The 26,104-nt window shown below is 61.5% G+C and carries 29 protein-coding genes; 15 read left to right on the top strand and 14 right to left on the bottom strand.

Going from position 1 to position 26,104, the window contains the following annotated elements; translation table 11 throughout:
- The first annotated feature begins 6 nt into the window (after positions 1-6).
- The gene (locus SB659_RS17860; protein WP_410551348.1) at positions 7-1,371 is read left to right on the top strand and encodes an aldehyde dehydrogenase family protein; all 1,365 of its coding nucleotides are present in this window, start codon (positions 7-9) and stop codon (positions 1,369-1,371) included.
- Between the two features lie 21 nt (positions 1,372-1,392).
- Here SB659_RS17860 and SB659_RS17865 read toward each other — a convergent pair whose 3' ends face one another.
- Entirely contained in the window at positions 1,393-1,848 is a 456-nt protein-coding gene (locus SB659_RS17865) for an Lrp/AsnC family transcriptional regulator (protein WP_284976997.1), read from the bottom strand.
- A gap of 160 nt (positions 1,849-2,008) precedes the next feature.
- Positions 2,009-2,554, bottom strand: coding sequence for a cysteine hydrolase family protein (locus SB659_RS17870; RefSeq protein WP_410551336.1), 546 nt, complete (start codon positions 2,552-2,554; stop codon positions 2,009-2,011).
- Between the two features lie 164 nt (positions 2,555-2,718).
- Between SB659_RS17870 and SB659_RS17875 the strand changes: the two genes are divergently transcribed.
- The gene (locus SB659_RS17875; RefSeq protein WP_410551337.1) at positions 2,719-3,561 is read left to right on the top strand and encodes a serine hydrolase domain-containing protein; all 843 of its coding nucleotides are present in this window, start codon (positions 2,719-2,721) and stop codon (positions 3,559-3,561) included.
- Positions 3,504-3,926, top strand: a complete 423-nt coding sequence (locus tag SB659_RS17880) for a hypothetical protein (protein WP_410551338.1) — start codon at positions 3,504-3,506, stop codon at positions 3,924-3,926. The genes SB659_RS17875 and SB659_RS17880 overlap by 58 nt, the downstream gene beginning before the upstream one ends.
- 30 nt (positions 3,927-3,956) lie before the next feature.
- Here SB659_RS17880 and SB659_RS17885 read toward each other — a convergent pair whose 3' ends face one another.
- Positions 3,957-4,619, bottom strand: a complete 663-nt coding sequence (locus tag SB659_RS17885; protein WP_284978560.1) for a TetR/AcrR family transcriptional regulator — start codon at positions 4,617-4,619, stop codon at positions 3,957-3,959.
- Positions 4,620-4,642: 23 nt separating this feature from the next.
- Complete coding sequence (locus SB659_RS17890) at positions 4,643-6,115, bottom strand: APC family permease (RefSeq protein WP_284978561.1); 1,473 nt, start codon at positions 6,113-6,115, stop codon at positions 4,643-4,645.
- 188 nt (positions 6,116-6,303) lie between these two features.
- Here SB659_RS17890 and SB659_RS17895 point away from each other — a divergent pair, with 188 nt between their 5' ends.
- The 7 genes from SB659_RS17895 to SB659_RS17925 are packed head-to-tail and all read left to right on the top strand — an operon-like array spanning position 6,304 to position 12,233.
- Positions 6,304-7,668, top strand: coding sequence for an MFS transporter (locus SB659_RS17895; RefSeq protein ID WP_410551339.1), 1,365 nt, complete (start codon positions 6,304-6,306; stop codon positions 7,666-7,668).
- On the top strand, positions 7,665-8,414 hold the full coding sequence (locus tag SB659_RS17900; protein WP_284978563.1) for a GntR family transcriptional regulator: 750 nt from the start codon (positions 7,665-7,667) through the stop codon (positions 8,412-8,414). The genes SB659_RS17895 and SB659_RS17900 overlap by 4 nt, the downstream gene beginning before the upstream one ends.
- Positions 8,380-9,174 (top strand): carbon-nitrogen family hydrolase, encoded by a 795-nt coding sequence (locus SB659_RS17905; RefSeq protein WP_284978564.1) that lies wholly within the window; start codon positions 8,380-8,382, stop codon positions 9,172-9,174. Before SB659_RS17900 ends, SB659_RS17905 begins: the two co-directional genes overlap by 35 nt.
- Before the next feature lie 17 nt (positions 9,175-9,191).
- Entirely contained in the window at positions 9,192-9,875 is a 684-nt protein-coding gene (locus SB659_RS17910) for a DUF2848 family protein (RefSeq protein ID WP_284978565.1), read from the top strand.
- The gene (locus SB659_RS17915; RefSeq protein WP_284978566.1) at positions 9,872-11,347 is read left to right on the top strand and encodes a 4-hydroxyphenylacetate 3-hydroxylase family protein; all 1,476 of its coding nucleotides are present in this window, start codon (positions 9,872-9,874) and stop codon (positions 11,345-11,347) included. Before SB659_RS17910 ends, SB659_RS17915 begins: the two co-directional genes overlap by 4 nt.
- Before the next feature lie 3 nt (positions 11,348-11,350).
- A complete protein-coding gene (locus SB659_RS17920) occupies positions 11,351-11,707 on the top strand; it encodes a cupin domain-containing protein (protein WP_284978567.1) in 357 nt (118 codons plus the stop codon).
- A gap of 1 nt (position 11,708) precedes the next feature.
- Complete coding sequence (locus SB659_RS17925; protein ID WP_410551340.1) at positions 11,709-12,233, top strand: flavin reductase family protein; 525 nt, start codon at positions 11,709-11,711, stop codon at positions 12,231-12,233.
- A 114-nt stretch (positions 12,234-12,347) separates the two neighbouring features.
- On the opposite strand, the gene SB659_RS17930 is transcribed toward SB659_RS17925, so the two are convergent.
- The gene (locus tag SB659_RS17930) at positions 12,348-12,989 is read right to left on the bottom strand and encodes a GntR family transcriptional regulator (RefSeq protein WP_284978569.1); all 642 of its coding nucleotides are present in this window, start codon (positions 12,987-12,989) and stop codon (positions 12,348-12,350) included.
- A gap of 40 nt (positions 12,990-13,029) precedes the next feature.
- On the bottom strand, positions 13,030-13,671 hold the full coding sequence (locus SB659_RS17935; RefSeq protein ID WP_284978570.1) for a TetR/AcrR family transcriptional regulator: 642 nt from the start codon (positions 13,669-13,671) through the stop codon (positions 13,030-13,032).
- A gap of 104 nt (positions 13,672-13,775) precedes the next feature.
- Between SB659_RS17935 and SB659_RS17940 the strand changes: the two genes are divergently transcribed.
- Together SB659_RS17940 and SB659_RS17945 are read left to right on the top strand one after the other, a co-directional pair.
- Positions 13,776-14,819 carry an agmatine/peptidylarginine deiminase gene (locus SB659_RS17940; protein ID WP_284978571.1) on the top strand — a complete coding sequence of 348 codons (1,044 nt, stop codon included), beginning with the start codon at positions 13,776-13,778 and terminating at the stop codon, positions 14,817-14,819.
- A gap of 5 nt (positions 14,820-14,824) precedes the next feature.
- On the top strand, positions 14,825-16,591 hold the full coding sequence (locus SB659_RS17945; protein ID WP_410551341.1) for an amidase: 1,767 nt from the start codon (positions 14,825-14,827) through the stop codon (positions 16,589-16,591).
- Here the strand turns inward: SB659_RS17945 and dnaB are convergent.
- On the bottom strand, positions 16,588-17,973 hold the full coding sequence (gene dnaB, locus SB659_RS17950; protein ID WP_284976993.1) for a replicative DNA helicase: 1,386 nt from the start codon (positions 17,971-17,973) through the stop codon (positions 16,588-16,590). The two genes, SB659_RS17945 and dnaB, sit on opposite strands and share 4 nt — an antisense overlap.
- A gap of 607 nt (positions 17,974-18,580) precedes the next feature.
- On the opposite strand from dnaB, the gene SB659_RS17955 reads away from it, so the two are divergent.
- Together SB659_RS17955 and SB659_RS17960 are read left to right on the top strand one after the other, a co-directional pair.
- Positions 18,581-19,054: a hypothetical protein gene (locus SB659_RS17955; RefSeq protein WP_284977019.1), complete on the top strand. Its 474-nt coding sequence runs from the start codon at positions 18,581-18,583 to the stop codon at positions 19,052-19,054.
- A 5-nt stretch (positions 19,055-19,059) separates the two neighbouring features.
- On the top strand, positions 19,060-19,638 hold the full coding sequence (locus SB659_RS17960; protein ID WP_284978573.1) for a hypothetical protein: 579 nt from the start codon (positions 19,060-19,062) through the stop codon (positions 19,636-19,638).
- Between the two features lie 30 nt (positions 19,639-19,668).
- On the opposite strand, the gene SB659_RS17965 is transcribed toward SB659_RS17960, so the two are convergent.
- The 3 genes from SB659_RS17965 to SB659_RS17975 form a co-directional block, all read right to left on the bottom strand.
- On the bottom strand, positions 19,669-20,298 hold the full coding sequence (locus tag SB659_RS17965) for an FMN reductase (RefSeq protein ID WP_410551342.1): 630 nt from the start codon (positions 20,296-20,298) through the stop codon (positions 19,669-19,671).
- 185 nt (positions 20,299-20,483) lie between these two features.
- Entirely contained in the window at positions 20,484-21,851 is a 1,368-nt protein-coding gene (locus tag SB659_RS17970) for an APC family permease (protein ID WP_410551343.1), read from the bottom strand.
- Positions 21,848-22,825 carry a carbon-nitrogen hydrolase family protein gene (locus SB659_RS17975; protein WP_410551344.1) on the bottom strand — a complete coding sequence of 326 codons (978 nt, stop codon included), beginning with the start codon at positions 22,823-22,825 and terminating at the stop codon, positions 21,848-21,850. Before SB659_RS17975 ends, SB659_RS17970 begins: the two co-directional genes overlap by 4 nt.
- A gap of 117 nt (positions 22,826-22,942) precedes the next feature.
- Between SB659_RS17975 and SB659_RS17980 the strand changes: the two genes are divergently transcribed.
- Complete coding sequence (locus SB659_RS17980) at positions 22,943-23,551, top strand: TetR/AcrR family transcriptional regulator (protein ID WP_284978576.1); 609 nt, start codon at positions 22,943-22,945, stop codon at positions 23,549-23,551.
- Between the two features lie 63 nt (positions 23,552-23,614).
- Here the strand turns inward: SB659_RS17980 and SB659_RS17985 are convergent, their stop codons facing one another.
- From SB659_RS17985 to SB659_RS18000, 4 genes are all read right to left on the bottom strand, one after another.
- A complete protein-coding gene (locus SB659_RS17985) occupies positions 23,615-24,106 on the bottom strand; it encodes an SRPBCC family protein (protein WP_410551345.1) in 492 nt (163 codons plus the stop codon).
- A gap of 82 nt (positions 24,107-24,188) precedes the next feature.
- The gene (locus SB659_RS17990) at positions 24,189-24,365 is read right to left on the bottom strand and encodes an ANTAR domain-containing protein (protein ID WP_284978578.1); all 177 of its coding nucleotides are present in this window, start codon (positions 24,363-24,365) and stop codon (positions 24,189-24,191) included.
- Positions 24,362-24,925, bottom strand: a complete 564-nt coding sequence (locus tag SB659_RS17995) for a GAF domain-containing protein (protein ID WP_410551346.1) — start codon at positions 24,923-24,925, stop codon at positions 24,362-24,364. Before SB659_RS17995 ends, SB659_RS17990 begins: the two co-directional genes overlap by 4 nt.
- Positions 24,926-25,002: 77 nt before the next feature.
- Positions 25,003-25,902, bottom strand: a complete 900-nt coding sequence (locus SB659_RS18000) for a diacylglycerol/lipid kinase family protein (protein ID WP_410551349.1) — start codon at positions 25,900-25,902, stop codon at positions 25,003-25,005.
- Between the last annotated feature and the right edge of the window lie 202 nt (positions 25,903-26,104).

A 26,104-nucleotide genomic window follows, 5' to 3' on the forward strand; every position in this document is an offset into this window, starting at 1 on the left:
CCAGGCCTGGTGGTGTTCAACAAGTTCGATGGGTCTGTCTTGGCTACGCTGCCGCAATGCACGCCGTCGGGGGTTGAACGGGAGCTACGACGGGCATTTGCCGCCGGGCCGATCGCCGCGTCCATGCCCCGGCATGAGCGTGGGCGAATCCTCGATGCCGCCGCCGGGCTGCTGGAAGAACGGGCCGAAACAGCTGCCGAGCTGATAGTGGCGGAGGCGGGCAAGACCATCACCCAAGCCCGGAAAGAGGTCTCCCGGGCCGTCAACACCCTCAAGCTCTCGGCCGCAGAAACACGCCGGAACGTAGGTGAAGTTGTTCCGTTCGACTCTTTCGCCGGTTCCGAAAACCGGCAAGGCTGGTTCACCCGGGAGCCCTTGGGGCTCATTGCCGCCATCACCCCGTACAACGATGCACTGAACCTCGTGGCACACAAGATCGGACCTGCGATTGCCGGCGGCAACACGGTCATCCTCAAACCCTCGCAACTGACACCCCTGACGGCGCTGTTCCTCGTTGACCTCCTGGTCGAATCGGGACTCCCGGCGGACTGCATCGTAGTGGTCCTCGGCGACCGCAGCGTGGCGCAAGCCATCATCTCCTCCAAGCTGGTCCGCATGGTGTCGTTCACGGGCGGCTTCGCCACTGGCCGGGCCATCGCCGCCAATGCGGGTATTAAGCGGTTGTCCATGGAGCTGGGCGGAAACGCACCGGTGATCGTTTTCGACGACGCCGACATCCCGGCTGCCGTTCAAGCCAGCGTGTCCGGCGCGTTCTGGGCAGCGGGCCAGAATTGCATCGGTGCCCAGCGGATCCTGGTGCAACGCGCAGTTTTCGATTCCTTCCTCGAATCCTTCGTCGCCCGGACGGCGGGCTTGAAGGCGGGTGACCCGCGAACTGAAGCGACCGACGTCGGCCCGATGATCAGCGCCGCCGCCGCAGCGGAGGCGAAGCGGAAGATCGACGACGCCGTCTCCGCCGGCGCGCGTTTGCTCACGGGCGGTTCGGTGGAAGGCGCTGTTTTGACGCCTGCTGTGCTCACTGGGGTACCGCGGGCGTGTGAGGCCTGGAGCGAGGAGCTCTTTGCACCGGTGGTCCTGGTGGAACCCTTCGATTCAACAGAGGAAGCGATTGAGCTCGCTAACGACAGTGAGTATGCCCTTCAGGCCGGGATCTTCACGGCGGACCTTCGTCGGGCACTCGACACGGCCAAAGCCATTGACGCCGGGGGCGTGATGATTAATGACTCGTCCGATTACCGCCTCGACGCGATGCCGTTTGGGGGTTCAAAGTACGGCAGCATGGGGAGGGAGGGAGTCCGGTTTGCGTATGAGGAAATGACGCAGCCTAAGGTAGTAGCGATCGCCTCATAGAGGGCGGCCCTGTGGGCCGCCTCAGAGAGGCAGCTGCCTGTCGATAACGGTCGACAGTGACAGTGCCGTAGTGATGTCCCTGACGCCGGGAAACTCGGAAACTTGCCGCCAGATCTCTTGGATCCGCCCGGCGTCGGGAGCCTCCACCCGAACCACCAAATCCAGCTCGCCGCTGACCACATCGCAGGTGGTGATCTCCGGGATGGAGCGCAAACCGGCGATCACGTCGCTGCCCCGCATCCTGTCGTGACGCTGAACCAGCAGAACCGCATTAACGGTAGGCCTGCCTTCGCCGGCTGATTCCTTGATGGTGTACCCGTTGATGTAACCATCACGTTCGAGGCGCTCGATGCGTTGCCGTACCGCGTTCCGTGAGAGCAGTACCTTCTCCCCCAACTGCGCCAGGTTGATGCGGGCATTGCGCCGAAGTTCGGACAGGATCTGGCCGTCCAACTCGTCACGCGGACTCTTGGGCACGGGCGCTCCTGAAGGGATGATGCAGACAACTGGACCAGCAAAGCCTAAAACACCTGGTCCAGAAAATTCTCTGCCTGACCCGCCCTGCCCCCTGATTGAGATGCCGGCCAGATACCGAACCTCTCGTCTGTGCCGTCACTGAGTTAGTGCGGTGGTTACATCAGGCATCGATGAGGTCGCGGGCTGAAATGACCTTGGCGAATCCGTCCCCAAGTGCTGCGACGAAGGCTGCGTGCACCATCTTTCCGGGCACCTTCGCTCCGCCAAACTCGAGATCCGGCGCAGCGCAGGCGTCGTGGACGAGGGAAACGTCAAATCCCTGCTCCGCGGCCGCCCGGACACTGGAATCGACGCACATGCTCGTCATCATTCCGGCCACCACCACCTCGCTGGCATTGAGTCCTTTGAGGAGCTCGGCAAGGTCCGTGCCCACAAAGGCATTGGGTGAGTCCTTGGTGACCACGGCCTCGCCCTCAATCGGGCGGACCGCAGGGTGGATCTCGACACCACGTGTGCCCGGCCGCATGAAGGTGGCCGCCGGTTCGTCCCAAACATGACGGACATGGACCACCGGTTCGCCCGCGCTTCGGAATGAACCAAGAACAGCGGCGGCGGCCCGGACTGCGGTCTCGGAATCGACGAGGGGATGGGCGCCCCCCGGGAAGTAATCATTTTGGATGTCTATGACGAGCAGTACACGGCTCATGACTACCGTCCTTAGCAGTTGGCACCAGCTGGGAACCGGCCCGCTGCGCCGCTTCCCAGCTGCAGGGTTAAGCTGGCACAATTTAGTGAACACCATTCTCTTTCAACAAACAACTGCGGGTGCCCCAGCGTTGCCGCGCCCTAACCACGCAAATGAGGATCATCATGACTGCAACCACACCGAAGCAGGACGCCATAACCGTTGCAAATTGGCAAGACAGCGCGAACTTACCCTGGTCCTTCCTCCATATGGCAGAACTGTTCCCCACGGAGGCGATCCGGTCAGGAGAAGCCAAGCCGCCTGTTGAGCTCAAGCACAAGCCCTCAAGCCTCCATGCCTTGGCTGTAGGGCTCCCGGACGGAACGAACACCACGGTGGCCGACATCCTGGAATCGACGAACACCGATGCCTGGATGGTCCTCAAGGATGACATGGTGCTTGCCGAGCAGTATTTCGGCAGCATGCAGCCATCCACCCCACATCTGTTGATGTCCGTGAGCAAGTCGATCGTTTCCACAGTGGTCGGGGTCTTGGTGGATGAGGGCAAAATTGACCCCGAGCAAAACATCGAGCACTATATTCCGGAACTTTCCGGCTCCGGTTATCGGGGTGCATCCGTTCGCGACATCCTGGATATGCGCAGCGGCATCAAGTTCTCCGAGGATTACCTGGATCCCGGCTCCGAGGTGCGGCAGCTGGACGAAGCCGTAGGGTGGGCTCCCCGCCGCCATGGAAATGCGACCACGCTCAAGCAATTTCTCATGTCGCTTGAAAAGGCCCGCGACCACGGTGGTCCTTTCCAATACCGAAGCTGCGAAACAGACGTCCTCGGATGGTTGTGTGAGGCGGTCAGCGGGCGGCGGTCGCGGAGTTGGCGTCCCAACTTCTCTGGTCGCCGCTGGGCACGCACCAGGATGCGTCTATCGCCGTGGACGCAGAAGGTACGGGCATGTTCGACGGCGGGATCTCCGCTTCGCTGCGTGACGTGGCCCTGTTCGGGGCCATGATCCGCGATGGCGGAGTCACGCTTGACGGGCGGCGGATTGTCGACGCCAAGTGGGTTGATGACATCTTCACTGGGGGTTCCGATTCACAGGAAGCTTTCGCTTTGGGCCAGGAAGCCGCCGACATGCCGGGCGGGAAGTACCGAAGCCAGTTTTGGTTCCTCTCCGGTGACCGGAACGTGGCCTACTGCTTGGGGATCCATGGGCAAATGGTCTACATCAACCGGGAGTCCGGCGTTGTCGGAGTCAAGTTCTCCTCCACCCCCTTGCCCGTGGATCCAATTGCTGGTCCGGCAGCATCGTCGATGTTCCAAGCCATCAGCAAGTCCCTCGCCGGGAATGCCGGCCACATAGTGATGCAGGCCTAAGAGAGGATCCCTCGCCCCGGCGTTTCGGGGCTAGGGGGCACCTCCCGGAAGGGCAGTGCCGCTGCCGATGGCTGTCCGCAGTCCTGCCGCGATGACATCGGCGAGGAAAGCGAAACGGTCCGTCTGGTGGGTGGCCACGGCCCTCTGGGCCGTGGTGAGGTAGGGGAAATCCGTTCTATCCGCTTCAGGGATGTTCCAGGCGGACTCCATGGTGATGGCGTCGAGACTGGCTCCGATGGCGGCGCTGTCCAGGGTTTCCAAGGTGGGGATGAGAAGGTGGTCCGGCACTCCTGCGCGGCTGAATGCTTCCGCGAATTTGTCGTAAAGTGCCAGCGCGGCGGGATGGGACACGGGCTGGGTCAGCAACAAGGGCAGGAGCGCCGGCGCCAAGCTGTAGGCGGTCCGCAGCGAGTCGAAGATCTGCCGGATGAGCAGATCCAGATCATGGGAGGCCAGCTCGGGGACGAGCATCCTTTCCACGAGTGACCCGCGGGCGAGCTCAATGATCTCGTTTCGACCCGTGACGTGCTTGTAGAAAGAAGACTGGCGGACCCCCAGGCGTTCAGCGAGTCGGGGAATGGACAACCCTTCCTCTTGTTCGAACATTGCCAGGGCTTCACGGCCAATTGTTTTTCGCGAAAGCCTGGGGGTCCGGGGGCGTCCCATCCGGCCGGTGGTCTCAGGGGTCTGCATCTTTCAAGGCTAGCCTTCGCATGCTATTCGGCGTGCCCGATCCGTTGGTAGGCCGCCGGGTTGAGCCGACGCAACACCAGGGCAAGGACTATGCCGGCAGCAAATATCAGTGGCGCGAACACCAGGAGGACAGTGTTCACCGGATCCCCCACCGGCAGCCCGGTGATCAGGTCCGCGTTGGTGGCCATCAGATAGGTCACCACGCACATGATGATGGTGGATGCCACGGCGGAGGGGATCACGTACCAGCGGAGGTTGTGATCTTTCCGGCGGGTGAAGAAGACCACCACCCCAATACCGGTAAGGGCCTGCAGGAAAAGTATCCCGATGACACCCGGCGTGTTGGTCCAAATGAGGAATTGCGTAAAGGGATCCAAATTAAGCAACGCCGCGGCGGCCACCAACACAACGGCCAAGAGGGTTTGGTCGCGGCCGGCCACCGTCGGCGTACGGAACCGGGGACTAATGCGCCCCGAAGCCTTGGGAAAGATTCCCTCACGGCTCAAGGAAAGGGTGTAGCGGTTGATGGTGTTGTGGAAGGAGAGCTGCGCAGCGAAGATGCTGGTCACGATCAGGACGCTCATGAGGTTCACGCACCATTCACCACCGAAGTTACCCGCTGCGATATAGGCGGTGTCACCGGTATCCAGGTGGCCGGCCGCGAAATCCTGTACGGCGTTCGGGCCAAATGCCTGAACGATGATCCAGACTGCGAAGGCATAGAAAGCGCCGATGAAGGCAATGGAGATGTAGGTAGCCCGCGGGACGCTCCGGTCAGGATCCCGGGCTTCCTCCCGGTAGAGGGCTCCGGATTCAAACCCCATGAAGGCGGAAAATCCGAGGCCGATGACGGCGGCGAACTGCGGGGTGAAGATGGCATTCGGGCTGAACGAATCAAAGCCGATGCCAGCGGCGCCGCCCTTGGCCAGAACAAAGACGGCGACAATGGCAACGATCGCGGTTTCCAATGTCAGTAGCACCGCAAGCACCTTTGCGCCGACGTCGATCCCCCGCCATCCCAGATACCAGACCGTACCAATGGCCACGATGGCGTAGAGCCACCACGGGAGTTCGATGCCGGTAAAGGACTTCACGGCCAAGTTCGCTTGGATGCCCAACAAGCCGTAGAGGCCAATCTGGAGCCCGTTGTAACTCATCCACGCAGTGAGTCCCGAGCCGAGGCCCACTACGCGACCCAGGGTTTTGGCTATGTAGCCGTAGAAGCCGCTGTAGGACTGGACGTGGCGGGTGAGTGCCATGAAGCCGACGGCGAAGAGACCAAGGCCGAGCGCCGCGGCAAGGTAGATCGACGGAGCTCCTACCCCGCCCACGGCCAGGGCCAGAGGAGCGATCCCCACCACGATGGTCAGCGGAGCGGCCGCTGAGACCAGCATGAACACGATGTCTCGGGTGCCAATTGCGTTCTTCTTCAGCCCGGCCGCGGAGGCGGGACTGGCAGGCGGCGTCGTTGCCGCAGTTTCATTAGTGAATGCCATTCATTTATTGTTGACCTGAATCACATCGTCCGTCAACGTCCTGTCGGCAAAAAGTATTTCGCCAGTAGACAGGTTGTATACAGCTCGTCTACTGTTGGCTTACGGCAGAAAGTGAGTCCCATCACGAATGCCGACCTTGGGCCGTAACGGAGCGGCGAAGGTTACCCACTTGAACCTTGAGGAACCCCATGAGCAGTGTGTCCCAACAGGAGCAAACCGTGCGCAAGCACACCTCGCTCCCCGCAGTTGCTGCATCCAGCCTCGCCGGCACCGCCGTCGAATGGTATGACTTCTTCCTGTACGGCACCGCGGCCGCCCTCGTCTTCAACAAACTGTTCTTTCCCACCGCTGATCCCTTCGTCGGCACCATGCTGGCTTTAGGCACCTTTGCCGCGGGCTTCATCTCCCGCCCTCTCGGCGCTATCGTGCTGGGCCATCTCGGCGACAAGCACGGACGCAAGTCCACGCTGATTGCGAGCCTGCTTCTGATGGGCATCGCCACAGCACTCATCGCCTTCATCCCGCCCTACGCTTCGATCGGTGTCGCTGCACCCCTTATCCTCCTGATTCTTCGCCTGATCCAGGGTTTTGCCCTCGGAGGCGAATGGGGTGGCGCTGTGCTCCTCGTTTCCGAATACAGCGACAACACGACCAAACGCGCGTTCTGGGCTTCGTGGCCGAACGTCGGTCCTCCGCTGGGAAACCTCATGGCCGCTGGCGTCCTGGCCGTACTCTCAGCGATGATGCCCCAACCGGCCTTCCTTGCCTGGGGCTGGCGAATCGCTTTCGGCGTCTCCGCGCTGCTGGTCATTGTTGGCCTCATCCTGCGCTTATACGTCCAAGAGACCCCGTTGTTCCTCGCCTCGCAGGCCAAAGCCGAAGCCGAGCACTCCAAACGGACCAAATTGCCGCTGGCAGAGCTCTTCCGTGGTAACTGGAAAGAAATCCTCATCGCTGCCGGCAGCCGCATGGGTGAAAACGCAGGCTTCTACATATATTCCTTGTTCCTCATCACCTACGTCACGGAGATCCTCAAAATGGACCGCCAAACCGGCCTTACTGCCGTGATGGTTGGTCAAGGAGTGGCAGTAGTTGCCATTCCCGTCCTTGCGATGTTTGCGGACCGCATGGGCCGCAAACCGGTGATGATAGGTGCCTCCATAGCCACCGTGGCATGGGGCTTTGCCTTCTTTGCGCTTCTGGACACCCGCCAGCCGGCGATGATTATCATCGCCGCAGTGGGTGGGCTGTTGATCTTCGCCGCGTACAGTGCGGTCATCGGCGCGTTCTTCTCCGAGCTGTTCCCCACCAAAGTCAGGTACAGCGGAACCTCTGTTGCCTACAACCTGGCATCCCTGATCGCGGGCTCCCTCTCGCCCATTATCGCCCTTGCCCTGTACCAAGCGTTCGGGTCGGGCCAAGCCATCGGGCTCTACCTCGCACTCATGGGCGTGATCTCAATCGTGTCAGTGTCCTTCGCCAAGGAAACCAAGAACATCAAACTGAGCGACCTTGACGACAACAACTTGGCAGGGCGGCCGACGCAACGGTGAGCACCTTCCAAGACCCCACTCCCACGTCTCCGGAGATCGCATACCTCTGGCTGCGCAGGGAAATCTCCTCACATCCTTGGGATCAGGACGCCTTCTTCACCGAAAATGCGATCGCTGAGGCTGCCGGAGTCTCCCGGACCCCCGTCCGTGATGCGCTGCTCCGGCTTGAAGCGGCAGGTCTTCTTCGGCGCGTGCCCCACAAGGGCGCGTATGTCCCGGCGCTGACCGCTCAGGACATTGAGAGCATGATGGAAGTCCGGCACGTTATCGAGGACTGGGCCGTCCGCAAGGTGACGTCCCTGGGTAGGCTCGGCCCGGAGCTTGATCTTCTCCTGCTGACGCAGGAGGAGAGCTTGGCTGACCCGGTGGCGTTCATCGACTGCGACATCCGCTTCCACAAGCACATCGTTCATGCAGCCGGCAACCCCGCACTGGAGGAACTCTACGACTCCCAACGGATCAAGCAGCAGCGAATGGGCGTCAAAGCAATCCAGGACAGTCAGGGCCGCAGTGACCACGTCGTAGCCGAGCATCGCACCATTGTCGATGCCATCCGAACCCAAGATTCACAACTCGCCTCGGCTGCTGTGCACAGCCACCTCGTGTCCACACTCACGGCCCTGAAAGCACTCCCCGCCAACGCGGGCGGGAGCCAGGCGGCACGACCAACGGCACAGGCCCTCAACAGCCCACCGAAACTGAAGGAGTCCCATGGACATCGCTCTCGTCCAGCTATCCAGCCCTGACAACGAGAACCAAACGCAGCGCATCGAACGAACCGAGAAGCTTCTGCGTGAACAAGCAGGCGCGGACCTCATCGTCCTTCCTGAGCTCTGGAGCGCAGGCTACTGCCACTTCACCCAATACGAGGACCTGGCAGAGACGTTGGAGGGCCCCACCGTCACAATGTGCTCAGCGGTGGCAAAGGACCTCGGCACCTTCGTCCACGTTGGCAGCATCATCGAACGCACCGAAGACGGAGCACTGCACAACACCTCGGTCTTGATCAATCACGAGGGCAAAATTGCCCACAAATATTCGAAACTCCACGTTTTTGGCTACCAGTCCCTGGAAGCTGATCTCCTCACGCCAGGCACCTCGTTGCCGGTTGCCGACACACCGTTCGGAAAGACGGCAGGAATCACCTGCTACGACCTCCGTTTTCCGGGGCTTTGGTCAGAGCTGAGCCTCCGCGGTGCAGAGATCGTGATCGTTCCCGCCGCCTGGCCCGCCACGCGCAGGGAGCACTGGAGGCTGCTCACCTCAGCGCGCGCCGTCGAACACCAAGTTTTTGTCATTGCCTGCAACGCCTCCGGAACCCAAGAGGGCGTGGAACTGGGCGGCGCGAGCCGGGTCGTGGATCCGGCGGGCCGGCTTCTGGCCGAGGCCGATGCAGGCGAAGAAGTCATCCGGGTGAGTATCGACCCCGGCATTGTCCAGACCACCCGTCGGGAATTCCCGGTCATCGCTGACCGCCTCCCGGACTATTCGGGCCTCACCCACTGACCAGGAAGCAGAGCAAAATGAAGACCACTACCGAAACGCTGACGTTCGACGTCGCCGGCACCGGCGAGAAGATCGAGCTGACGGACTTCTACGCCGTCGTGGCCGGGTATACCGGCCGTGATGCCGCCGCTGTACAGCACCACATCGACGAGCTGGCCGCCATCGGGGTCGCACCGCCGCCAACCATTCCAATGTTCTACCCAGTGGAGAGCACCACCATCACCGCTGCGGCAGGGGTCACTGTCGTCGGCGACAAAACCTCCGGGGAGATCGAACCCCTCTACATCCGGCACAACGGGCGGTACTATTTCGGCATCGCCTCGGACCACACGGATCGTTACGTTGAAACACTGGATATCGGTGATTCGAAGCGGGCCTGCCCCAAACCGGTGGCCGGGACCGTCATTCCGATACCGGAGCTTCAGGAACTCTCCCTCGACGAGTGCCAGGCCCGCACCTGGGTGGACGGCCGCCTCTACCAGGACGGGACCTTGAACGGCCTACGGACCCCTGCAAACGTCGTCGGCCTCTTCCTTGAACGCAACCCGATCGGGGACCGGGACTTCGTCTGCCTCGGCGGGACGCTGCCCGTCATCGGCGGTGACTTCATTTACGGCCGCGAATGGCGGCTCGAACTCACCTTTCCCGACGGCGCCACTATCGACCACACGTACACGATTACGAAAGGAAACCAGTCATGAGGACCGGAGACGAGTACATCAAGACCCTCAACGATGGGCGCACCGTACTTATTGACGGGGAGGCAGTCCAGAACGTCGCCGAACACCCTGCGTTCCGCAACGTCATCGGCACGATCGCCGAGCTGTTCGACATCGCTGCCGACCCCGACAACGGCATGCAGTACCACAGTGCAGAAATCAACGGCCCCGCGAACCGCGTCTTCAGCATCCCCCGCACCGCGGAAGAACTGAAGCTGCGCCGCCAAGCTGTTGAGCGTTGGGCCAAGCACACCCACGGTTGGGTTGGACGCAGCCCGGACCATGTTGGCACGTTCTTCGCCGCTTTCGGTGCCCACCCGGAGGTGTTCGAAAACCGGGACAACGCAGAGCACGACTTCGCCGGTAACATCCGCCGGTATTACGAGCGGATCCTGGCCGAGAACCTGTATGTTTCCTACGCAATCATTCCGCCCCAGGTATCCAGGGCCACCACCGCGTCCGGCTGGGAAGGTGACTTCCTGCAGGTCGGTGTTGTCAGGGAAACCGAAGAGGGCCTGATCGTCCGCGGGTCCCAAATGCTCGCCACCGGCGGTGCCATTGCTGACGAAGTCTTCATAACCTGTATCAAGCCGCTGGGCCCGGACGATGTGGACTTCGCCATCAGCTTCGCCTTGCCGTCGGCCACGGAAGGGTTGAAGTTCCTGTGCCGGCGTCCTTTCGCACCGGCCGCCACCAGCGAGTTCGATTACCCACTGACCAGCCGGTACGACGAGCCTGACTCTTTGGTCATATTCGAGGACGTCCTCGTCCCCTGGGAGCGCGTGTTTATCGACCGCAACGTTGAAACGCTACGCCGCCAGTTCTTCGAAACCGGAGCCCACGCTTTGGGAAACTGGCAGGCACAAACCCGTTTCACCACCAAGCTCCAGTTCATCGCGGCGGTGGCCCGCAAGATCACCCAGGTCAACGGAACCGACAAAATCCCCGGAGTCCAAGAAAAACTAGGCGAACTCGCCGCCTTGGTCTCGTCAGTGGAGTCGGCTTTGCTGGCTGCGGAATACACCGCCAAAGCAGATTCCTCGGGAATGCTGGTCCCCGGAAAGCGTGCTCTCTACGGCGTCATGGGCCTGCAATCTGAGACCTACCCTCGGGTCATCGCCATTCTGCGGGACCTGGTTGGCGGCGGGGTGCTGCAGCTGCCTTCCAGCATTGCTGACATGAAGAGCCCGGTGACCGCCCCCGACGTCGAGCGGTACATTACTTCTCCTGGCGTCACCAGTGAGGAACGCATCAAATTGTTCCGCTTGGCGTGGGACATCATCGGCTCCGAGTTCGCCGGGCGGCACCAACAGTACGAGCTCTTCTACGCAGGCGCCCCGTTCGTGGTCAAGGGCGTGTACACGTACCGCAACTACGGCTACGACGCGCAGGTTGCCGAACTCGATGAGTTCCTCGCAGGCTACGGCATTGATGGCCGCAAGGAGGAGAGCTAAGCCATGGCTAAGCCCGAATTCGAGTTCACACCCGTCACTTCAGTGGAGTTCAGGCCCTGCGTGCCGCACATCGAGGGACTTTCCGAGGCCGTCCTGGCCCGCGACGATTCCAACGACTCCGTCACGCGTATCCTTAAATTCGAGCCGGGCACCGATACCTCCCCCAATGGCGTGCTGACCCACGATTTCTGGGAAGAAGTCTTCATTTTCGAAGGCTCCTTTGTGGACCAACGCCTGGGCAAAACCTTCAGCGCCGGCGACTGGGCCACCCGCCCGCCCGGGATGGAACATGGTCCTTGGATTTCCGAGACTGGAGCCAAGATGTTTGAAGTGCGCTACTACCAGGACGGAAACAGCTGACATGGGTACCCCAGCAGTCTTCGCTACCCCGGATGGCCTGGCCATGCGCCGGACGATGGGCCGGTTCCTGACCGGCGTCGCGGTGGTGACCACGGAACATGACGGTGAGCAATACGGCATGACCATTAACTCCCTCACCTCGATCAGCCTGGACCCGCCCATCCTGATGATCTCGCTCAATTTCAATACCCGGACCGGTGACGCCGTGCTGGCCAGCGGGAAATTCGCGATATCCATCCTCGGAGCCAAGCAGGAAGCGGTGGCCCGCCAGTTTGCCCAGCGCGGCGGCGCGCGGTTTGAGTCCGGCGAATTCGACACGACGGACGGCGGCCTGTCGGTCATCAGGGGCGCCCTGTCCCAAGCCGAATGCGCAGTCGTGCATCAGTACGACGTCGGTGATCACCAGGTCTTTTTCGGCCAGGTGGTTTCCTGCCGCGACCGCGACGGGGAAGGATTGGCCTTCAACGCCGGAAAATTCGGTTCGTTCCGGGACTTCAACCACGACGCGATGCCCTGGACTTTCTAGCCCTCGAAGCCGTGCCACGAAAGGCCGCTCCGATCCCGTCACGGGTTTGGGGCGGCCTTTCATGAGCCGGGCGGCCTTTCCGTGGGCTAGTAGCCTCACGTGATAGCCGTCGGCCTAGTAACCGATCACGGTCTGCCGGGTGGATTCCAGGTGGGCGTCGATTGCCTCATGTGCAGCTTCGGCACTTTGCTTCCGGAGGGCGTCCACAATCAATTGGTGCTCACGGAGCACATCGTGGGTCCGGTCCGCGCCTTGGGTAACGGCGCGGACGCCGATGCGGAGTTGCCGCTGCCGCAGGGAGGCGTAGAAGTCAGTGAGAACGGGATTGCCGCCTGCTTGGACCATTGACGTGTGGAATTCGGTATCCAGCTCAATGAACCTCGCGGCGTCCTCCGCGGCTTCCAATTGCTGATCAATGATGCCCTGGAGCAGGTGGATCTGGCTTTCCGGGAAGCTCGACTGCGCGGAAACAGCCCACTTTTCAATGACGGCACGCGCTTGCAGGATCGCCCTGACCTCCGGATCCGAAATCAGCGGAACGTACGCGCCCTTATGCGGGATTCGCTTCACGAATCCTTCGGCTTCCAAGCGGAGGAGCGCCTCACGGACCGGGGTGCGCGAAGTCCCCGTGGACTGCGCGAGGACGGCCTCGTTGAGGAAGGTTTCTTCATCACGTGGCAGCGCTGCGATGTAGCTCTTCATCCACTGATAGGCGACTTCCGGCGCTGACTGGGCTGCCGGGGAGAACTGGTTCATAGTGTGCCTTCCTTGCGATGCCCAGTATACGGCCTGCATTTTAGGTGTAGTGCGGGTGCGCCGGTGCCAAAAGTCCGTCCGCGGCCCCCACCATCACCTCCACCGCTCGGGCCAGATGCGTTCCACGGTCAGGGACCCCCTCCCAGCGCACCAAGGCTTGGGCGTTGAGTCCGTCCACCATTCCCAAGATCTGCCAAGCCACCGCTTGGGCATCCGGCATGGAAAATTCTCCCGCTGCTTGGCCCTCATCGAGAACCACCCGGATGACGTCCTGCCAAGCATCCATTTGGCTCCGCACGGTGGCCGCTAACAGCTCACTGCGACGCCCGAGGGTCCATGCGTCCACCCACACTGCCGTCACGTCCAAACGCTTCGCTTCGAGCATGGTTTCCACCAAGTAGCCCAGGCGCGCACCGGGACCGGCGATCACTTCGAGGGTCGACCGAACCTCTGCGATCTCCTCTGAGACGATCGAGCCGAAGATGCGGGCAACCAGTGCCTCGACGCTTGGCTCGTAGTGGGCGATAAGTCCGGACGCCACTCCGATCCGAGCCGCTACTCCCCTCAACGTGATGGCGCCCAACCCCTCTTCCAAGGCGATGGTCCGGGCTGCGTCGGTGATCTCCTGCGCACGCTCGTGGGGTGCCTTGCGGCTGCTCGGTTTTCTCGGAGTGTTTGACATCACTTCCAAGTGTAAAATAAAGTTTTGCTAATTGATCATGTGATCAACAAAGCACATCGGTCCCCTAGACCGAAACACCCAAGTACTTGAAAGAAGGACCAGCGATGACGTGGTCAATGCCCTCCGAAACCGCACGCCATGACCGAACCTGGATGGCATTCCCCCGCGCCGGACAAACCCTTGGCACTGATGAGGCCTCAGCCAATGAGGCATACGACGCATGGTCTACGGTGGCCTTGGCGATCGCTGAGTTCGAGCCGGTAACAATGGTGGTGGATCCCAGCGAGCGTGAGCGCGCAGCGAACAGGTTGGGACGGGACATCGAGCAACGCGAGGCTCCGTTGGACGAGTTCTGGATGCGGGATGTGGGTCCGACTTTCGTGATCGACGAGTCCCGGCCGGGCGTGCTCGGAGCTGTCGACTGGATATTCAATGGCTGGGGCGCCCCCGCATGGGCTGAGTGGCAAAAGAGTGCACAGCTTGGACGTTTCATAGCTGAGGAAGCAGGTGCTGAACTGGTCAGTTCCCTCCTTGTCAATGAAGGCGGGGCGATCCACGTTGATGGACGTGGCACGGTTCTCGCCACCGAGACCGTGCAACTGGATCCGGCCCGGAACCCCTTCGCCGACAAAACCGCCGTCGAATCCGAATTCGCCAGGACCATCGGGGCGCAAAAGACTGTCTGGCTACCGCGCGGACTGACCAGGGATTACGAGGATTTTGGGACGCGCGGACACGTGGACATGGTTGCCACCATGCCGGCTCCCGGAAAAGTCCTGCTGCACGTGCAATCCAACCCGGACCACCCGGACTTCGAGGTGTCCCGCGGCCTCAGGTCCTTCCTTGAGACCCAGACAGACGCCACCGGAGAAAAGTTCGACATCATCGACCTTCCCGCTCCCCAAGCCCTGCGCGACGACGAGGGATGGGTGGACTGGAGCTACGTCAACCACCTCGTTGTCAACGGGGGAGTCATTGCCTGTGGCTACGGTGAGGAGAAGGCGGACGCCATCGCCGCCGAGATCCTCGCCGATGCCTATCCCGGCCGCAAAGTGGTCACCATCGACGCCCGTCCGATCCTCGCCCGGGGCGGCGGCATCCACTGCATCACCCAGCAACAGCCGTCCACCCAGCCGGAAGGGAAATGACGATCATGCCTTTTGATGTTGTCGAAGCATCGATTAGCGAAATACGGGAGGCCCTTGATGCCGGAGTCATCAGCAGCGAGGACCTGGTCAGGCTTTACTTGGACCGCATCGCTGAATATGACCACTCCGGTATCCGTTTGAATTCGGTTGTTGTCTTCAACCCGGATGTCCTGGCGGATGCGCGGGCCTCGGATGAACGCCGGGCCCGGGGGCTGCTGCTCGGCCCTCTGGACGGGGTCCCGTACACGGCGAAGGACAGCTTCCTCGTGAAAGGGCTTACCGCCGCAGCCGGCTCACCTGCCTTCAAGGAACTCGTCGCGCAGAAGGACGCCTTCACCATCGAGCGGTTGCGCGCAGGCGGGGCAGTCCTGATCGGCCTGACGAATATGCCCCCCATGGCCAACGGCGGGATGCAGCGCGGGGTCTATGGCAGGGCGGAAAGCCCGTACAACGGCGAATTTCTTACTTCAGCCTTTGGCTCCGGCTCATCCAACGGCTCGGGCACTGCCACTGCGGCCAGCTTTGCCGCTTTTGGCTTGGGCGAAGAGACCTGGTCAAGCGGCCGGGCGCCGGCGTCGAACAACGCGCTATGCGCGTATACCCCTTCGAGGGGAGTCATTTCCGTGCGCGGCAACTGGCCGTTGGTGCCCAGCATGGATGTGGTGGTTCCACACACCAGGACCATGGCGGACATGCTCCAGGTTCTGGACGTCATTGTTGCGGAGGACGCCGAAAGCCGCGGCGACCTGTGGCGGACACAGCCGTGGATTCCCCTTCCCAAGGTCTCGGACGTCCGGCCCGCGTCCTACGCTCCTTTGACGCCAAGTGACGCGGCAGCGGCAGCGGAGTCCCTGAGCGGCAAAAGGTTCGGCGTCCCCAAGATGTACATCAACGCAGACCCTGATGCCGGAACTGGCGAGCACCCCGGGATCGGCGGGCCAACCGGCCAGCGCATCCACACCCGGCCGTCGGTGCTCAAACTCTGGGAGGACGCCCGGAAGGCACTCGAGGAAGCCGGGGCAGAAGTTGTCCTGGTCGATTTTCCGGTGATCTCCAACTATGAAGGCGACCGCCCCGGGTCCCCCACGGTGTGGACGCGGGGCCTTGTTCCGCCGTCGTACCTCCAGCAGGAAGTCATGGAGCTCAGTGCGTGGGCGTGGGAAGACTTCCTGGACGCCAACGGAGACCCTGAACTTAGTTCCCTGAGGGACGTGGACGGCGCATCCATTTTCCCCCACCCCGAAGGTGCCCTTCCTGACCGGTATACCGGTTTCGACGACGACATCGCGGCCTATCCCGAGCTCATCCGCACCGGAGCGGTAACTTCCTGGACTGACATTCCATCCCTTGAACAAGGCCTTCGCGGCCTTGAACAGACGAGGACAACGGACCTTGAGGACTGGATGGACCGCAACGCCCTGGACGCCGTGCTCTTTCCCGCGGTGGCCGACGTCGGGCCGTCCGATATGGACCTTAACCCCGACTCGGCAGACCTGGGCTGGCGCAACGGAGTTTGGGTGGCCAACGGGAACCTCGTGCCGCGCCACCTGGGCATCCCGACGGTCACGGTTCCCATGGGCACCATGGCCGATACGGCCATGCCCGTGGGTCTGACTTTTGCCGGAAGGGCCTATGACGACACGCTGCTGCTAAGCCTGGCTTCGGCCTTCGAAGCACTGGAACGACGGCGGACCGAACCACCGCGGACGCCTCGCCTGAGGACGGCGGGTGGCCATGCGGCCCTCCCCCTCACAACGGCAGGGGTCTCCTAGAAGCCGCCGCCACCAGCAGTGTCCCCGGCCATGTTGGCAAAGCGCGAGTAGTGACCTTGGAACGCAACAACGATGTCCTTGGTGGGGCCGTTACGGTGCTTGGCAATGAGGATGTCGGCCTCACCGGCTCGCGGCGATTCTTTGTCGTAGACGTCCTCGCGGTGAAGCAGGATCACCATGTCCGCGTCCTGCTCAATGGAGCCTGATTCACGGAGGTCGGACACCATGGGGCGCTTGTCCTGGCGCTGCTCGGATCCACGGTTCAGCTGCGACAGTGCAATGACGGGAACTTGGAGTTCCTTGGCGAGCAGCTTGAGTGCCCGGGAAAACTCGGAGACTTCCTGCTGGCGTGACTCCACTTTCTTGCCGGAGCTCATCAGCTGGAGGTAGTCGAGGATGACCAGTTTGAGGTCGTGCTGCTGTTTGAGGCGACGGCACTTGGCACGGATTTCCATGAGCGACATGTTGGGGCTGTCATCGATGAACAACGGGGCATCGTTCATTCGCCCCATGGTGGTGGCGATCTTGGACCATTGCTCGTCCTTGATGGTGCCCTTGCGAAGGTCCTGCAGGCCGATCGTCGCCTCAGCCGAGAGCAGGCGCATGGCGATCTCGTTCCGCCCCATTTCCAGGGAGAACATCACCGTTGCCAGATTGTTCTTGATAGCTGCGGAGCGGGCAAAGTCCAACGCGAAGGTTGACTTACCGACGGCGGGACGCGCGGCGATGACGATCATCTGCCCCGGGTGGAGGCCATGCGTGAGGTCATCGAGCTCGTAGAAGCCCGTTGGCACACCGGTCATGCCTTCGCCGCGGTGACCCGATGCCTCGATCTCATCCACCGTGGCTTCCATGACGTCCTTCAACGCCACGTAGTCCTCGGCGGTGCGCTTCTCCGCAACCGCGTACACCTCGGCCTGTGCTTGGTTGACGAGGTCTTCTACCTCGCCATCCTGGCCGTACCCCATCTGGACAATTTTGGTGCCGGCGTTGACGAGCCGCCGGAGTACCGCACGTTCAGCGACGATCTCGGCGTAGTAGCCTGCATTGGCCGCGGTGGGGACGGTTTGAATCAGTTCGTGAAGATAGGCCGGTCCGCCGATCCGGTTGATCTCCCCGCGCTTGGTCAGCTCGTCGGAGACCGTGACGGCGTCGGCCGGTTCACCCCGCCCGTACAGATCAATGATGGACTCATAGATCGTCTCGTGGGCCGGCCGGTAGAAGTCGTGGCCGCGAACGATCTCCACGACGTCGGCAATCGCGTCCTTGGAAAGCATCATGCCGCCCAATACCGACTGCTCCGCGGGAATGTCTTGGGGAGGCTTTCGGCTCGATTCGGATGACCTCGTGCCCTCGATTGAGTCCAAGTGGGTTACTGACAAAGCCGTCCTCCATGTGTGTACCGCATTTATTAGCTGATCCGGTTCTACATCGAGGCACAGACATTGAAACTTCAGTCGCCCGCGAAGAGGTCATGCAGCATGAGGAAAGTATCCACAAGTTTGTCCACAAGTCCGCCGGGGCGGCTTCACTTGAGGGCTGGCTACGGAGCGGATAGCAATCAAACCAATCACATTGGTACCTAGGTCAAGTACCCCAGCCACGCTAGTCGCGCATAGGCACCACGTCTAACTCGTTGTCAACACCCGCATGTGGATAACCGGTGATTCCTGTGGAATACGTGCCCCACGTTGTGCACAGACTGTGCGTTCAGTTGTGGATAAAGAATTTCTTTTGTCGGAAATCATGGCCTGACCTGCGGAAACGCTGAAATGAACCTGTGGAACAAATAAAGATTTGGTGGAAAACCATCCACAGGCGTGGCGGCCCCGCGTGTCGGAGGACCGGCCGGAAACGTGCTAAGCATGCCTGAAATGTGATGCATCTTACTCTCCAGGCAAGATGTGATAGCACGCTCTAACGGACCCTATTCCGGAACAGGAATGTGCTGTGGATAACCGAGTTCTGGCATAAGCTCTAAGCATGGGGATGAACATTGGTGACGTGGTGATGCTTGCCCTTCCGCTGGTAGTCCTCGTCGGCCTTCTTTGGGCACTTACCTCGGCCTTTAAACCACGCGATACCGGCCTTTCAGACGCTGAAAGATACCAGCGCGAACTGGCCGCGCGCTCAGCTGCGCACCAAGCTTCCCAAGTGCAAGCGGCCCTTGCTCTGAGGGCGCGCATCGAGGCAACTACGCAGCCCAGCCAGAATGCAGCGCAACAGACCCAGCAATCGGACCAAAACAGGATTGCCATCCAGGCACAGGCCGCACGAACCCAGAGCACGGGACAATCTTCGTCCCATCCGGCCGTGATGCCCAATGGCGAGCTCAACCCCCAGCTCGCCGTCCAGCTGCAGAGCCTTGTCCGCAACGGGCAGCGGATCCAGGCCATTAAAGTCCTGCGCCAGGCAACCCATTCGGATCTTCTCACCGCCAAGAACTACGTAGATCGGCTCTGAACCGCATGGAATCCATCCTCATCCCACTCCTGATACTCATTGCGGTCGTAGCGGGGGTACTCCTTCTGACCCGGGCCGCGTCCAAGCACTCCCAAGAAGCGAAGGAGAGTGCCGCGGCCGCCAGTACTCCGAAGGACCCGGCGGAATTAGCGCGGGAGTCGGCTGCCAAGCTAAACCAAGAGCAGCATCGCCAGCTCTACTCGCTGATCGCGCAGGGGCAGGGCATGGCCGCCATCAAGCTTTACCTTCAAGCTACCGGTGAGGGCCTGCGCGCCTCACGCGACGCCGTCGGCGCGCTGGCCGCCCATCCTCAACCGTTCACCCAGGAGGGGCCCGCACAAAGCCCCCTTGCCGACGAGGACGACGACGAGCCGGAGCGTTTCCCGTACCGGTACCGGGCAATCGTCAGCAAAGGCGATGTCACGCGTGAAGTCAGCAGCAACATGCTCAATGACGAGATCTACGGCAGGATCCGAACCCTGGCCAAGAGCGGGGATACCGAAGGTGCGGCCCTTGCCCTGACGCGCCACTCGGACATCAACATCAAGCAAGCGCGCGAATTCGTGGAGCTCATGGACGACTAGTTACCCAGGGCCTAACTGCAGACGAAGGGCTTACCTGCCGCCGCCGGAGATCCCGGCAAGCAGCTGCTCAAAAGGAAGCGAGTCCAGCGTGGCGTTCTTGCGGCCCGGCTGCGGGCCGCTCAGCAGCTGGACGAGTTCACCCGCTGCGCGGTCCACGCGGGCAGAAAGCGGCGAACCGCCGTCGTCGGTGTTGCCCCAATCCTGCGGCCCGGCAAAAACGCCGGTGGCGGCGATCCTGGTGCGGAGGTAGCTGAACAGGGGCCGCATGGCGTAGTCGAGGACCATCTGGTGACGGTCGGTGCCGCCTGTTGCGCCCAGCAGCACGGCCTTGCCGTCCAGCGACTTGGGATCCAAGACGTCGATGAAGGACTTGAACAATCCGCTATAGGAAGCGCTGAAGATGGGGCTTACGGCGATGATGCCATCGGAATCTTCGACGCCGGCAATGACCTCGCCCAACCGAGGCGCGGCATATCCGGTGACGAAGTTGTTGGCGATATCCACGGCGAGATCCCGCAGTTCCACCACGTCGATCCGCACGTCGTAGCCGGCCGAACGGAGCTGCCTGTCGGTAGAGGCGGCGAGCTGGTCGGCAAGCAAACGGCTCGACGACGGGACGCCAAGCCCGGCGGAAAGGACGGTGATGCGGCGGGTTTCCATGACATTCTCCTGTTGCTCGTTCACTTACTTTACATGCATTTGCATCTAAATCAATGAACAGTGCGTGGGCTGATGCTATTCCCGCTGTTCCGGCTAGCCGGTAGTAAATGCTGCGCGACGACGGCGGGTGCTCGCCGCGGGGGCGAGCACCCGCCGTCGTGGGGTGTTGTTAACTGTGTAGTCCTTCAGGCTCCCAGCAGGGCCTCCGCCGTACCTTGGTTTTCCTTCGGGTCTGCCTCCGTGTTCATTTCGGGTGGGGTCTTTCTGAATCCCTTGGTGAGGATCGCCAGGTAGACGATTCCCAGGGCGAGCCATCCCAGCCCGAGATAGATCGCCACAGGTCCGAGTTGGGTCAGGAGGTAGAGGTCAACGAGGGCTCCCAAAACGGGCATCACGAGGAATCCGAGGATCGAGGGCCTGGTCTTCAGCTTCCACTGACGGACGAAGTGGACGATGACACAGACGTTGACCATGGCGAAGGTCAAGAATGCGCCAAAGTTGATGAAGGAAGTGGCCGTGTCCAGGGAGAGGTTGATGGCCAGCATCGCGGCGGCACCCACGAGGACGAGGTTCAGCACGGGCGTTTTCAGTTTCGGATGCAAACGCCCGAAGAAGCGGCGCGGGAGCACGCCGTCGCGGCCCATGACGTACATCAACCGGCTCGTGCTGGCCTGGATGGCCAAGCCCGAGGCGAAGCCCCCGACGATAATGACGATGTTGATAATGTCGGCGAAGGTTTGGCCACCGACCAGCACGGACATGGCATAGGAGGCAGTGGAGGGGTCATCGAAGGAGCCGCCCGGGTGGACCAGTTGCATTACGAAGGAGACACCGACAAAGATCAACCCGCCCACCAACACCGTGAGCAGAATGCCCCGGGGGATGTTTCGCTTGGGGTTGATTGTCTCTTCGCTCAAGGTGCTGACAGCGTCAAAGCCCAGGAATGAGTATGCGGCGATGGCGGCACCTGCCGAGACAGCTGCTATGGAGGTTGTGGGGTTCCAAAGCGGTGTGGTGCCGACGACGTCGCTGGCGGTAGTCAGGTGCCTGACGCACATGATCACGAACGCGGCTATGCCGACCATGGTCAGTGTCATGAGGGTCTTATTGACCCGGTCCGCCAGGACGATGCCCAAGACGTTGACCACGGTGGTGGCCAGGACGTTTATCAGCAGCCAGATCCAGACCGGAACTGCAGGGAACTGGGCGTTGAGGTACACGGATTGGATCAGCCAGGCAACCATCGGCAGGAAGAAGTAGTCCAGCAGGATGGCCCATCCCACCAGGAAGCCCACACGCGGGCCAATCATCTTCCGGGCGTAGGTGTCGGCAGAACCGGAGGCCGGGAAGATGCGGGACATCTTGCCGTAGCTGAACGCGGTCAACGACATGGCCAGGGTTGCAAGGATGTAGGCTGCCGGGGTTGCCCCGCCGCTGCTGGAGGCGATGACGCCGAAGGTGAGCATGACGATGGCCGGCGACATGTACGCGACGCCGAACATGACCACGGAGGCCAGCGATAGTTTGGCAGTGAGTTGGGGTGCGGAAGTCATGAGTCGGACCCCTTGCCAGTCCTTGCGGCGGCCCCTTCGGATTCCTCTGTGCCTGATTCCTCCAGGCCTGATTCCTCTATGCCTGATTCCTCCAGGCCTGGTTTCTCGGTTATCGGGCTCCAGCGGGTGGGGTCAAGACGCCCGGAGTACAAGGGCAGGTCCAGGCTGTCCTGGAATTCGTCGAACTGCCGCCAGGGCCTGGTCACCCCGGCGGTGCCGTATTCGCGGGCATTGCTGACGTCGTCGAGGTCGATGACATCTGTCAGGACCCGGGACTCTGCCGTTTCGGATTCGACGCGGACCCGCCCCTGGGGGTCAACCAGCAGGCTTCTGCCCAGCCCTTCAGGCCCGGCAGCGTTGACGCTGGCAACGAAGACCTGATTCACGATGGCGTTGGCCTTGGCGATGGTGACTTCCTGCGCCCGGTCGGACGTGGGAGTTTGCACCACATTGAGGATGAGATCAGCCCCCATCCAGGCCAGGTGCCTGCTGCTTTCGGGGAACCACGCGTCGTAGCAGATGGACAGACCCACCCGGCCTATCCCCGCCATGTCGAAGACCACGAATTCGGACCCCGCTGCAACGCGCTCGTAGGGGCGCCATGGGAAGATCTTGCGGTACGACGCCACACGCTTTCCTTGCGGGGAGTAGGCCACAGAGGTGTTATAGATCTTGCCGTCAGCGCCACGCTCGTAGAAACTGCCCGGAACGAGCCAGATGTTCAAGTCGCCCGCGAGCTGCGCCAGAACACGGCCGGTTGGCCCATCGAGGGGTTCGGCCATGGCCTTGATCATTGCCGGAACGTCCTCAGCGGGGGCGTCACCGAGGTGATTGAGATGGAGTTCCGGATAGACGAACAACTTTGTCCGCGAGTGCGTACGGGTCAAAAGCTCCAAGGAGGCGCTGAAGGCCGAAACATCGCTTCCCGGCACGCCGGCCGCCTGGACGAGGGCAAGAGGGAGGGGTCTGCTCATATCACTACCATTCTGGAGGTGTGGTCCACGCCACAATGAATTAATAAAATAAAATTTAATTAATTAACTCGGGACTGTCAAGGGTTCCGACCGCCTCGGGTGTGCCATCATCGGTTAATGGCCAGACCGAAAGACCAGAAGAAGCGGCGTGAACAGCTCATTGCGGCAACCGCCAACGCCGTCCTGCTGCATGGCTCCACTGAGATGCGCCTGGCGGACATAGCCGAAGAAGCCGGACTGGCCTCCGCCTCCGTCCTCTACTACTACCCGGACGTCCAGGAACTCTTCACCGCGGTATTTGAGAAGGGAAGCGTTCAATACTGCGAAGAGCGCGAGGCGCACGTCGCTCAGGAAACCACGCCGCTCGAACGCCTCCATGCCTGCATTCGCTCGGGGATACCCCGGCCCGGCCCAGCCGAAGAGGCAAGCCGCATCCTTTATGAGCTGACCCCGGTGGTGCTGCGCAACGAAGCAGCAGCAGCGCAACACAAATCCTTCATCTCCCGGCAGGCCGCCCTATACGAACGCGTGCTCGAAGAGTGCCAAGGCACCGGTGAGTTCCGTCTCCTCATGCCCGTGAACATCCTGGCCCGGAGCTTCGTAGCCCTGGAGGACGGCTATGGGATCGACGTCCTCACCGGCGCCATCACAGCCGACGAGGAAGAACAGTGGCTCCTCCAGTACGCCCACACCGTCCTGGCACCAGAATCAATGCCAATCAGCTAACGCCTTGCCGGCTCAAAGGAGGCGAAAGGCGCTATGGACCAGCGCCATTTGATGCAAACAGCCTCAGCCTTCAACCTGGTTTGGCGCCGCGTCCCCTTGGGCCTCTTGGTTCTTGCGTCCGGCCCCACCGGCGGCCATGAGCTCCAAGCGCTTCAAGGTTTCCCGGTTACGCAGGTCGATTAAAGGGTCTCGCAACGCCTTGGGAACCAGTTTGCCGGGCCCGCGCACAGCGTCCTCGGCGATGGAAACCCGACATTTACCGTCGTCGAGGCCTTCGAGGGAGATGCGGACCTTGGCTTCGCCAATGGGCCATCCCCGGGCCAGCAACTCCAGGGACACCCCCGGCTGTGCAGCGGTTACGCGGGTGCTGTCATTGATCAGCAGCGGCCACGAACCCACCGAGTGATGCAGGTGCGAGCCGACCTCCGGCCACTCCTCGTCCACATCGCGGATCCGCGAAGCACCCACAACCCAACCGGAGTAGAGCCACCCATCGGCGATCACCTTCCAGACGTGGGCTGGCGGTGAATCAAAGACCTGGGTCACGGTGGACATGTGGATCCTTTCTACACGCCATCAAGCAACGGCATAGCCTTAAGCTAAGCATGCTTATTGATTCTCGGCCAGCAGCGTGGGATCAATCTTCGAAATGGGCCTCCGCCCGTTGCTCTCCTGACACACGGGAGACCATGTCCATCGCGATGGCATACAGTTTTTGGTTGCGATCGCTCGATGCCCTCCGGAGGACGTCGAACGCCTCGGCTTGGCTGCAGCGGTTCTGGGCCATGATCATTCCGCACGCCAGGTCGATCACGGTTCGGCTCTCCATGGCGGCCTTAAGGTCGTCCCCCCGCTGGTCGGAAGCGCAATCCTCAGTGCCAAACGCAGGGCCTTACTGGACATGTCAGCGAACAACACAGCGTCAGCGACCACGCCCTCGGTGTACAGGCCAGCCTCGGGAGCAAAGAAATTCAATACCGCCTGCGAGTCATCCCCCAAGGTCATAGGGACGCCCAAGGCGCTGTCGATTCCGGCCTGAAGCAATGCGTCCGAGTATTTCGGCCACCGCGGATCCGAATGCACGTCGCCCAAAAGAACAGGGACCCCACTATCGAGCGCGTCCACACACGGACCCTGCCCCAAGGTCTGTTCAATGCGGTCCAGCACAATTGCCCGTTCGCTGCTGCCGCCAAGGGTCGCAGTCCGTTTGCGTCGACGCAATGTCACTGCGCATTCGATCCGCGTATTGGTGACCCTGGTCATCATCCCGGCACCGAAGCCGGTCATACCCTCCAAGAAGGACTTAACATCCTCCGTGGCGCCGATGAGATCAACCAACCGCTCAAAATCATCTGCCCAATCCTCGGCCACCATGGAGCAAATCTAGAAGAACCGACGGCACCCCACAACAGTTGCGTGATCCAACCTCGGGATCCCCGCTGGGTTTCCCCCTAACCGATGGTTGGCAGGACGCTCGGGGCGCTTTCCACCCTCACCTTGACCTCGGCGTCGACGGTCCTGACTTCTCCGTCCACCTGGTAAGGGAGGGGCTTGAGGGTGGTGAACTCGTAACTGCTGACGCTCGGCTGTTCGCCCAATCCCTGCGTGGTGGCCCGCAACGCAGTCAGCAAAACTCGCCACTTGGGCATATGCGGAAAGACAATCACCTCGAACTTCCCGTCCGACGGTATGGTCTCAGCTTCGCTAAGCGTGGCGTACTTGGCCATTTCGCGGATATTGGCGAAGACCAAGCTATCGAACTTGCGGCGCTTTCCGTCGGACTGCCGGATGGAGAACGGCTTGAACTTGGAGAAGGTCTTGATGACCGTCACCATTTCCTTCAAGGCACCTTTACTGCCCTTTTCAAGCTCCGTCGCAACCACGGGACTGAGACCGAATCCGATGTACGAATGCGCGTACTCCAGCGGCTCGTCATCGTTTTGGCCGGTATGGATGCGGAGGAGGTCGATGTTCCGCACCCGGCCCTCCACGATGGCGTCCTCGAGTGGCTTGGTTCCCGTGATCCGGCTGTGATCGTTGGCGTTCCCAGCAGCAAGCACCGCGCAGACGGCCTTGGGGTTCCCCGCCTGCATCACCCCGTTGACTACCTCGTTGTACCCGCCATCCCCACTGACCGATACCACCAGGACGCTGCGGTCCCCCGTGGCGGCGTCGCGGGCAAGATCGACGGCGTGGCCAGCGTGTTCCGTGGGCCGGAGAACGATATCGGGCGCGTAGCTGATGAGATCTTGCAGCTTGTCATGCAACTGCTGCGCCAGCTCAGGAGCGTCCCCCGTGCTGTTGGGATTGAAAATGATGACGATCGATTCAAAGGTCCGGGCAGAATCCATGATGTGCTCCTGGTTCATTGCGAGGTACCTTACAGCGGCTGTTTCCCTCGGAAGTTCCCATCCTATTCGCAAAGCGACAGTGCCCCTTGCATAAGGCGGTCCGAAAAGGGGGGTTCGAACGGGGGCCTGTTGCCTCACGTCAATAGGTCCGGGAAGCGTGGTTCGTTGCCTCATGTGAAAAGGTCCGTTTCGGGGCCTTGTT

It is taken from the genome of Arthrobacter sp. SIMBA_036 (genome assembly GCF_046535135.1).
Lineage (GTDB): Bacteria > Actinomycetota > Actinomycetes > Actinomycetales > Micrococcaceae > Arthrobacter.

Excerpts from the sequence above, each read along its gene's own strand:
- SB659_RS17870 (WP_410551336.1), bottom strand. The coding sequence starts at position 2,554 with ATGAGCCGTGTACTGCTCGTCATAGACATCCAAAATGATTACTTCCCG.
- SB659_RS17875 (WP_410551337.1), top strand. The coding sequence starts at position 2,719 with ATGACTGCAACCACACCGAAGCAGGACGCCATAACCGTTGCAAATTGG.
- SB659_RS17880 (WP_410551338.1), top strand. The coding sequence starts at position 3,504 with ATGTTCGACGGCGGGATCTCCGCTTCGCTGCGTGACGTGGCCCTGTTC.
- SB659_RS17885 (WP_284978560.1), bottom strand. The coding sequence starts at position 4,619 with ATGCAGACCCCTGAGACCACCGGCCGGATGGGACGCCCCCGGACCCCC.
- SB659_RS17890 (WP_284978561.1), bottom strand. The coding sequence starts at position 6,115 with ATGGCATTCACTAATGAAACTGCGGCAACGACGCCGCCTGCCAGTCCC.
- SB659_RS17895 (WP_410551339.1), top strand. The coding sequence starts at position 6,304 with ATGAGCAGTGTGTCCCAACAGGAGCAAACCGTGCGCAAGCACACCTCG.
- SB659_RS17905 (WP_284978564.1), top strand. The coding sequence starts at position 8,380 with ATGGACATCGCTCTCGTCCAGCTATCCAGCCCTGACAACGAGAACCAA.
- SB659_RS17910 (WP_284978565.1), top strand. The coding sequence starts at position 9,192 with ATGAAGACCACTACCGAAACGCTGACGTTCGACGTCGCCGGCACCGGC.
- SB659_RS17915 (WP_284978566.1), top strand. The coding sequence starts at position 9,872 with ATGAGGACCGGAGACGAGTACATCAAGACCCTCAACGATGGGCGCACC.
- SB659_RS17920 (WP_284978567.1), top strand. The coding sequence starts at position 11,351 with ATGGCTAAGCCCGAATTCGAGTTCACACCCGTCACTTCAGTGGAGTTC.
- SB659_RS17925 (WP_410551340.1), top strand. The coding sequence starts at position 11,709 with ATGGGTACCCCAGCAGTCTTCGCTACCCCGGATGGCCTGGCCATGCGC.
- SB659_RS17930 (WP_284978569.1), bottom strand. The coding sequence starts at position 12,989 with ATGAACCAGTTCTCCCCGGCAGCCCAGTCAGCGCCGGAAGTCGCCTAT.
- SB659_RS17935 (WP_284978570.1), bottom strand. The coding sequence starts at position 13,671 with ATGTCAAACACTCCGAGAAAACCGAGCAGCCGCAAGGCACCCCACGAG.
- SB659_RS17940 (WP_284978571.1), top strand. The coding sequence starts at position 13,776 with ATGACGTGGTCAATGCCCTCCGAAACCGCACGCCATGACCGAACCTGG.
- SB659_RS17945 (WP_410551341.1), top strand. The coding sequence starts at position 14,825 with ATGCCTTTTGATGTTGTCGAAGCATCGATTAGCGAAATACGGGAGGCC.
- SB659_RS17955 (WP_284977019.1), top strand. The coding sequence starts at position 18,581 with ATGAACATTGGTGACGTGGTGATGCTTGCCCTTCCGCTGGTAGTCCTC.
- SB659_RS17960 (WP_284978573.1), top strand. The coding sequence starts at position 19,060 with ATGGAATCCATCCTCATCCCACTCCTGATACTCATTGCGGTCGTAGCG.
- SB659_RS17965 (WP_410551342.1), bottom strand. The coding sequence starts at position 20,298 with ATGGAAACCCGCCGCATCACCGTCCTTTCCGCCGGGCTTGGCGTCCCG.
- SB659_RS17970 (WP_410551343.1), bottom strand. The coding sequence starts at position 21,851 with ATGACTTCCGCACCCCAACTCACTGCCAAACTATCGCTGGCCTCCGTG.
- SB659_RS17975 (WP_410551344.1), bottom strand. The coding sequence starts at position 22,825 with ATGAGCAGACCCCTCCCTCTTGCCCTCGTCCAGGCGGCCGGCGTGCCG.
- SB659_RS17980 (WP_284978576.1), top strand. The coding sequence starts at position 22,943 with ATGGCCAGACCGAAAGACCAGAAGAAGCGGCGTGAACAGCTCATTGCG.
- SB659_RS17985 (WP_410551345.1), bottom strand. The coding sequence starts at position 24,106 with ATGTCCACCGTGACCCAGGTCTTTGATTCACCGCCAGCCCACGTCTGG.
- SB659_RS17995 (WP_410551346.1), bottom strand. The coding sequence starts at position 24,925 with ATGGTGGCCGAGGATTGGGCAGATGATTTTGAGCGGTTGGTTGATCTC.
- SB659_RS18000 (WP_410551349.1), bottom strand. The coding sequence starts at position 25,902 with ATGGATTCTGCCCGGACCTTTGAATCGATCGTCATCATTTTCAATCCC.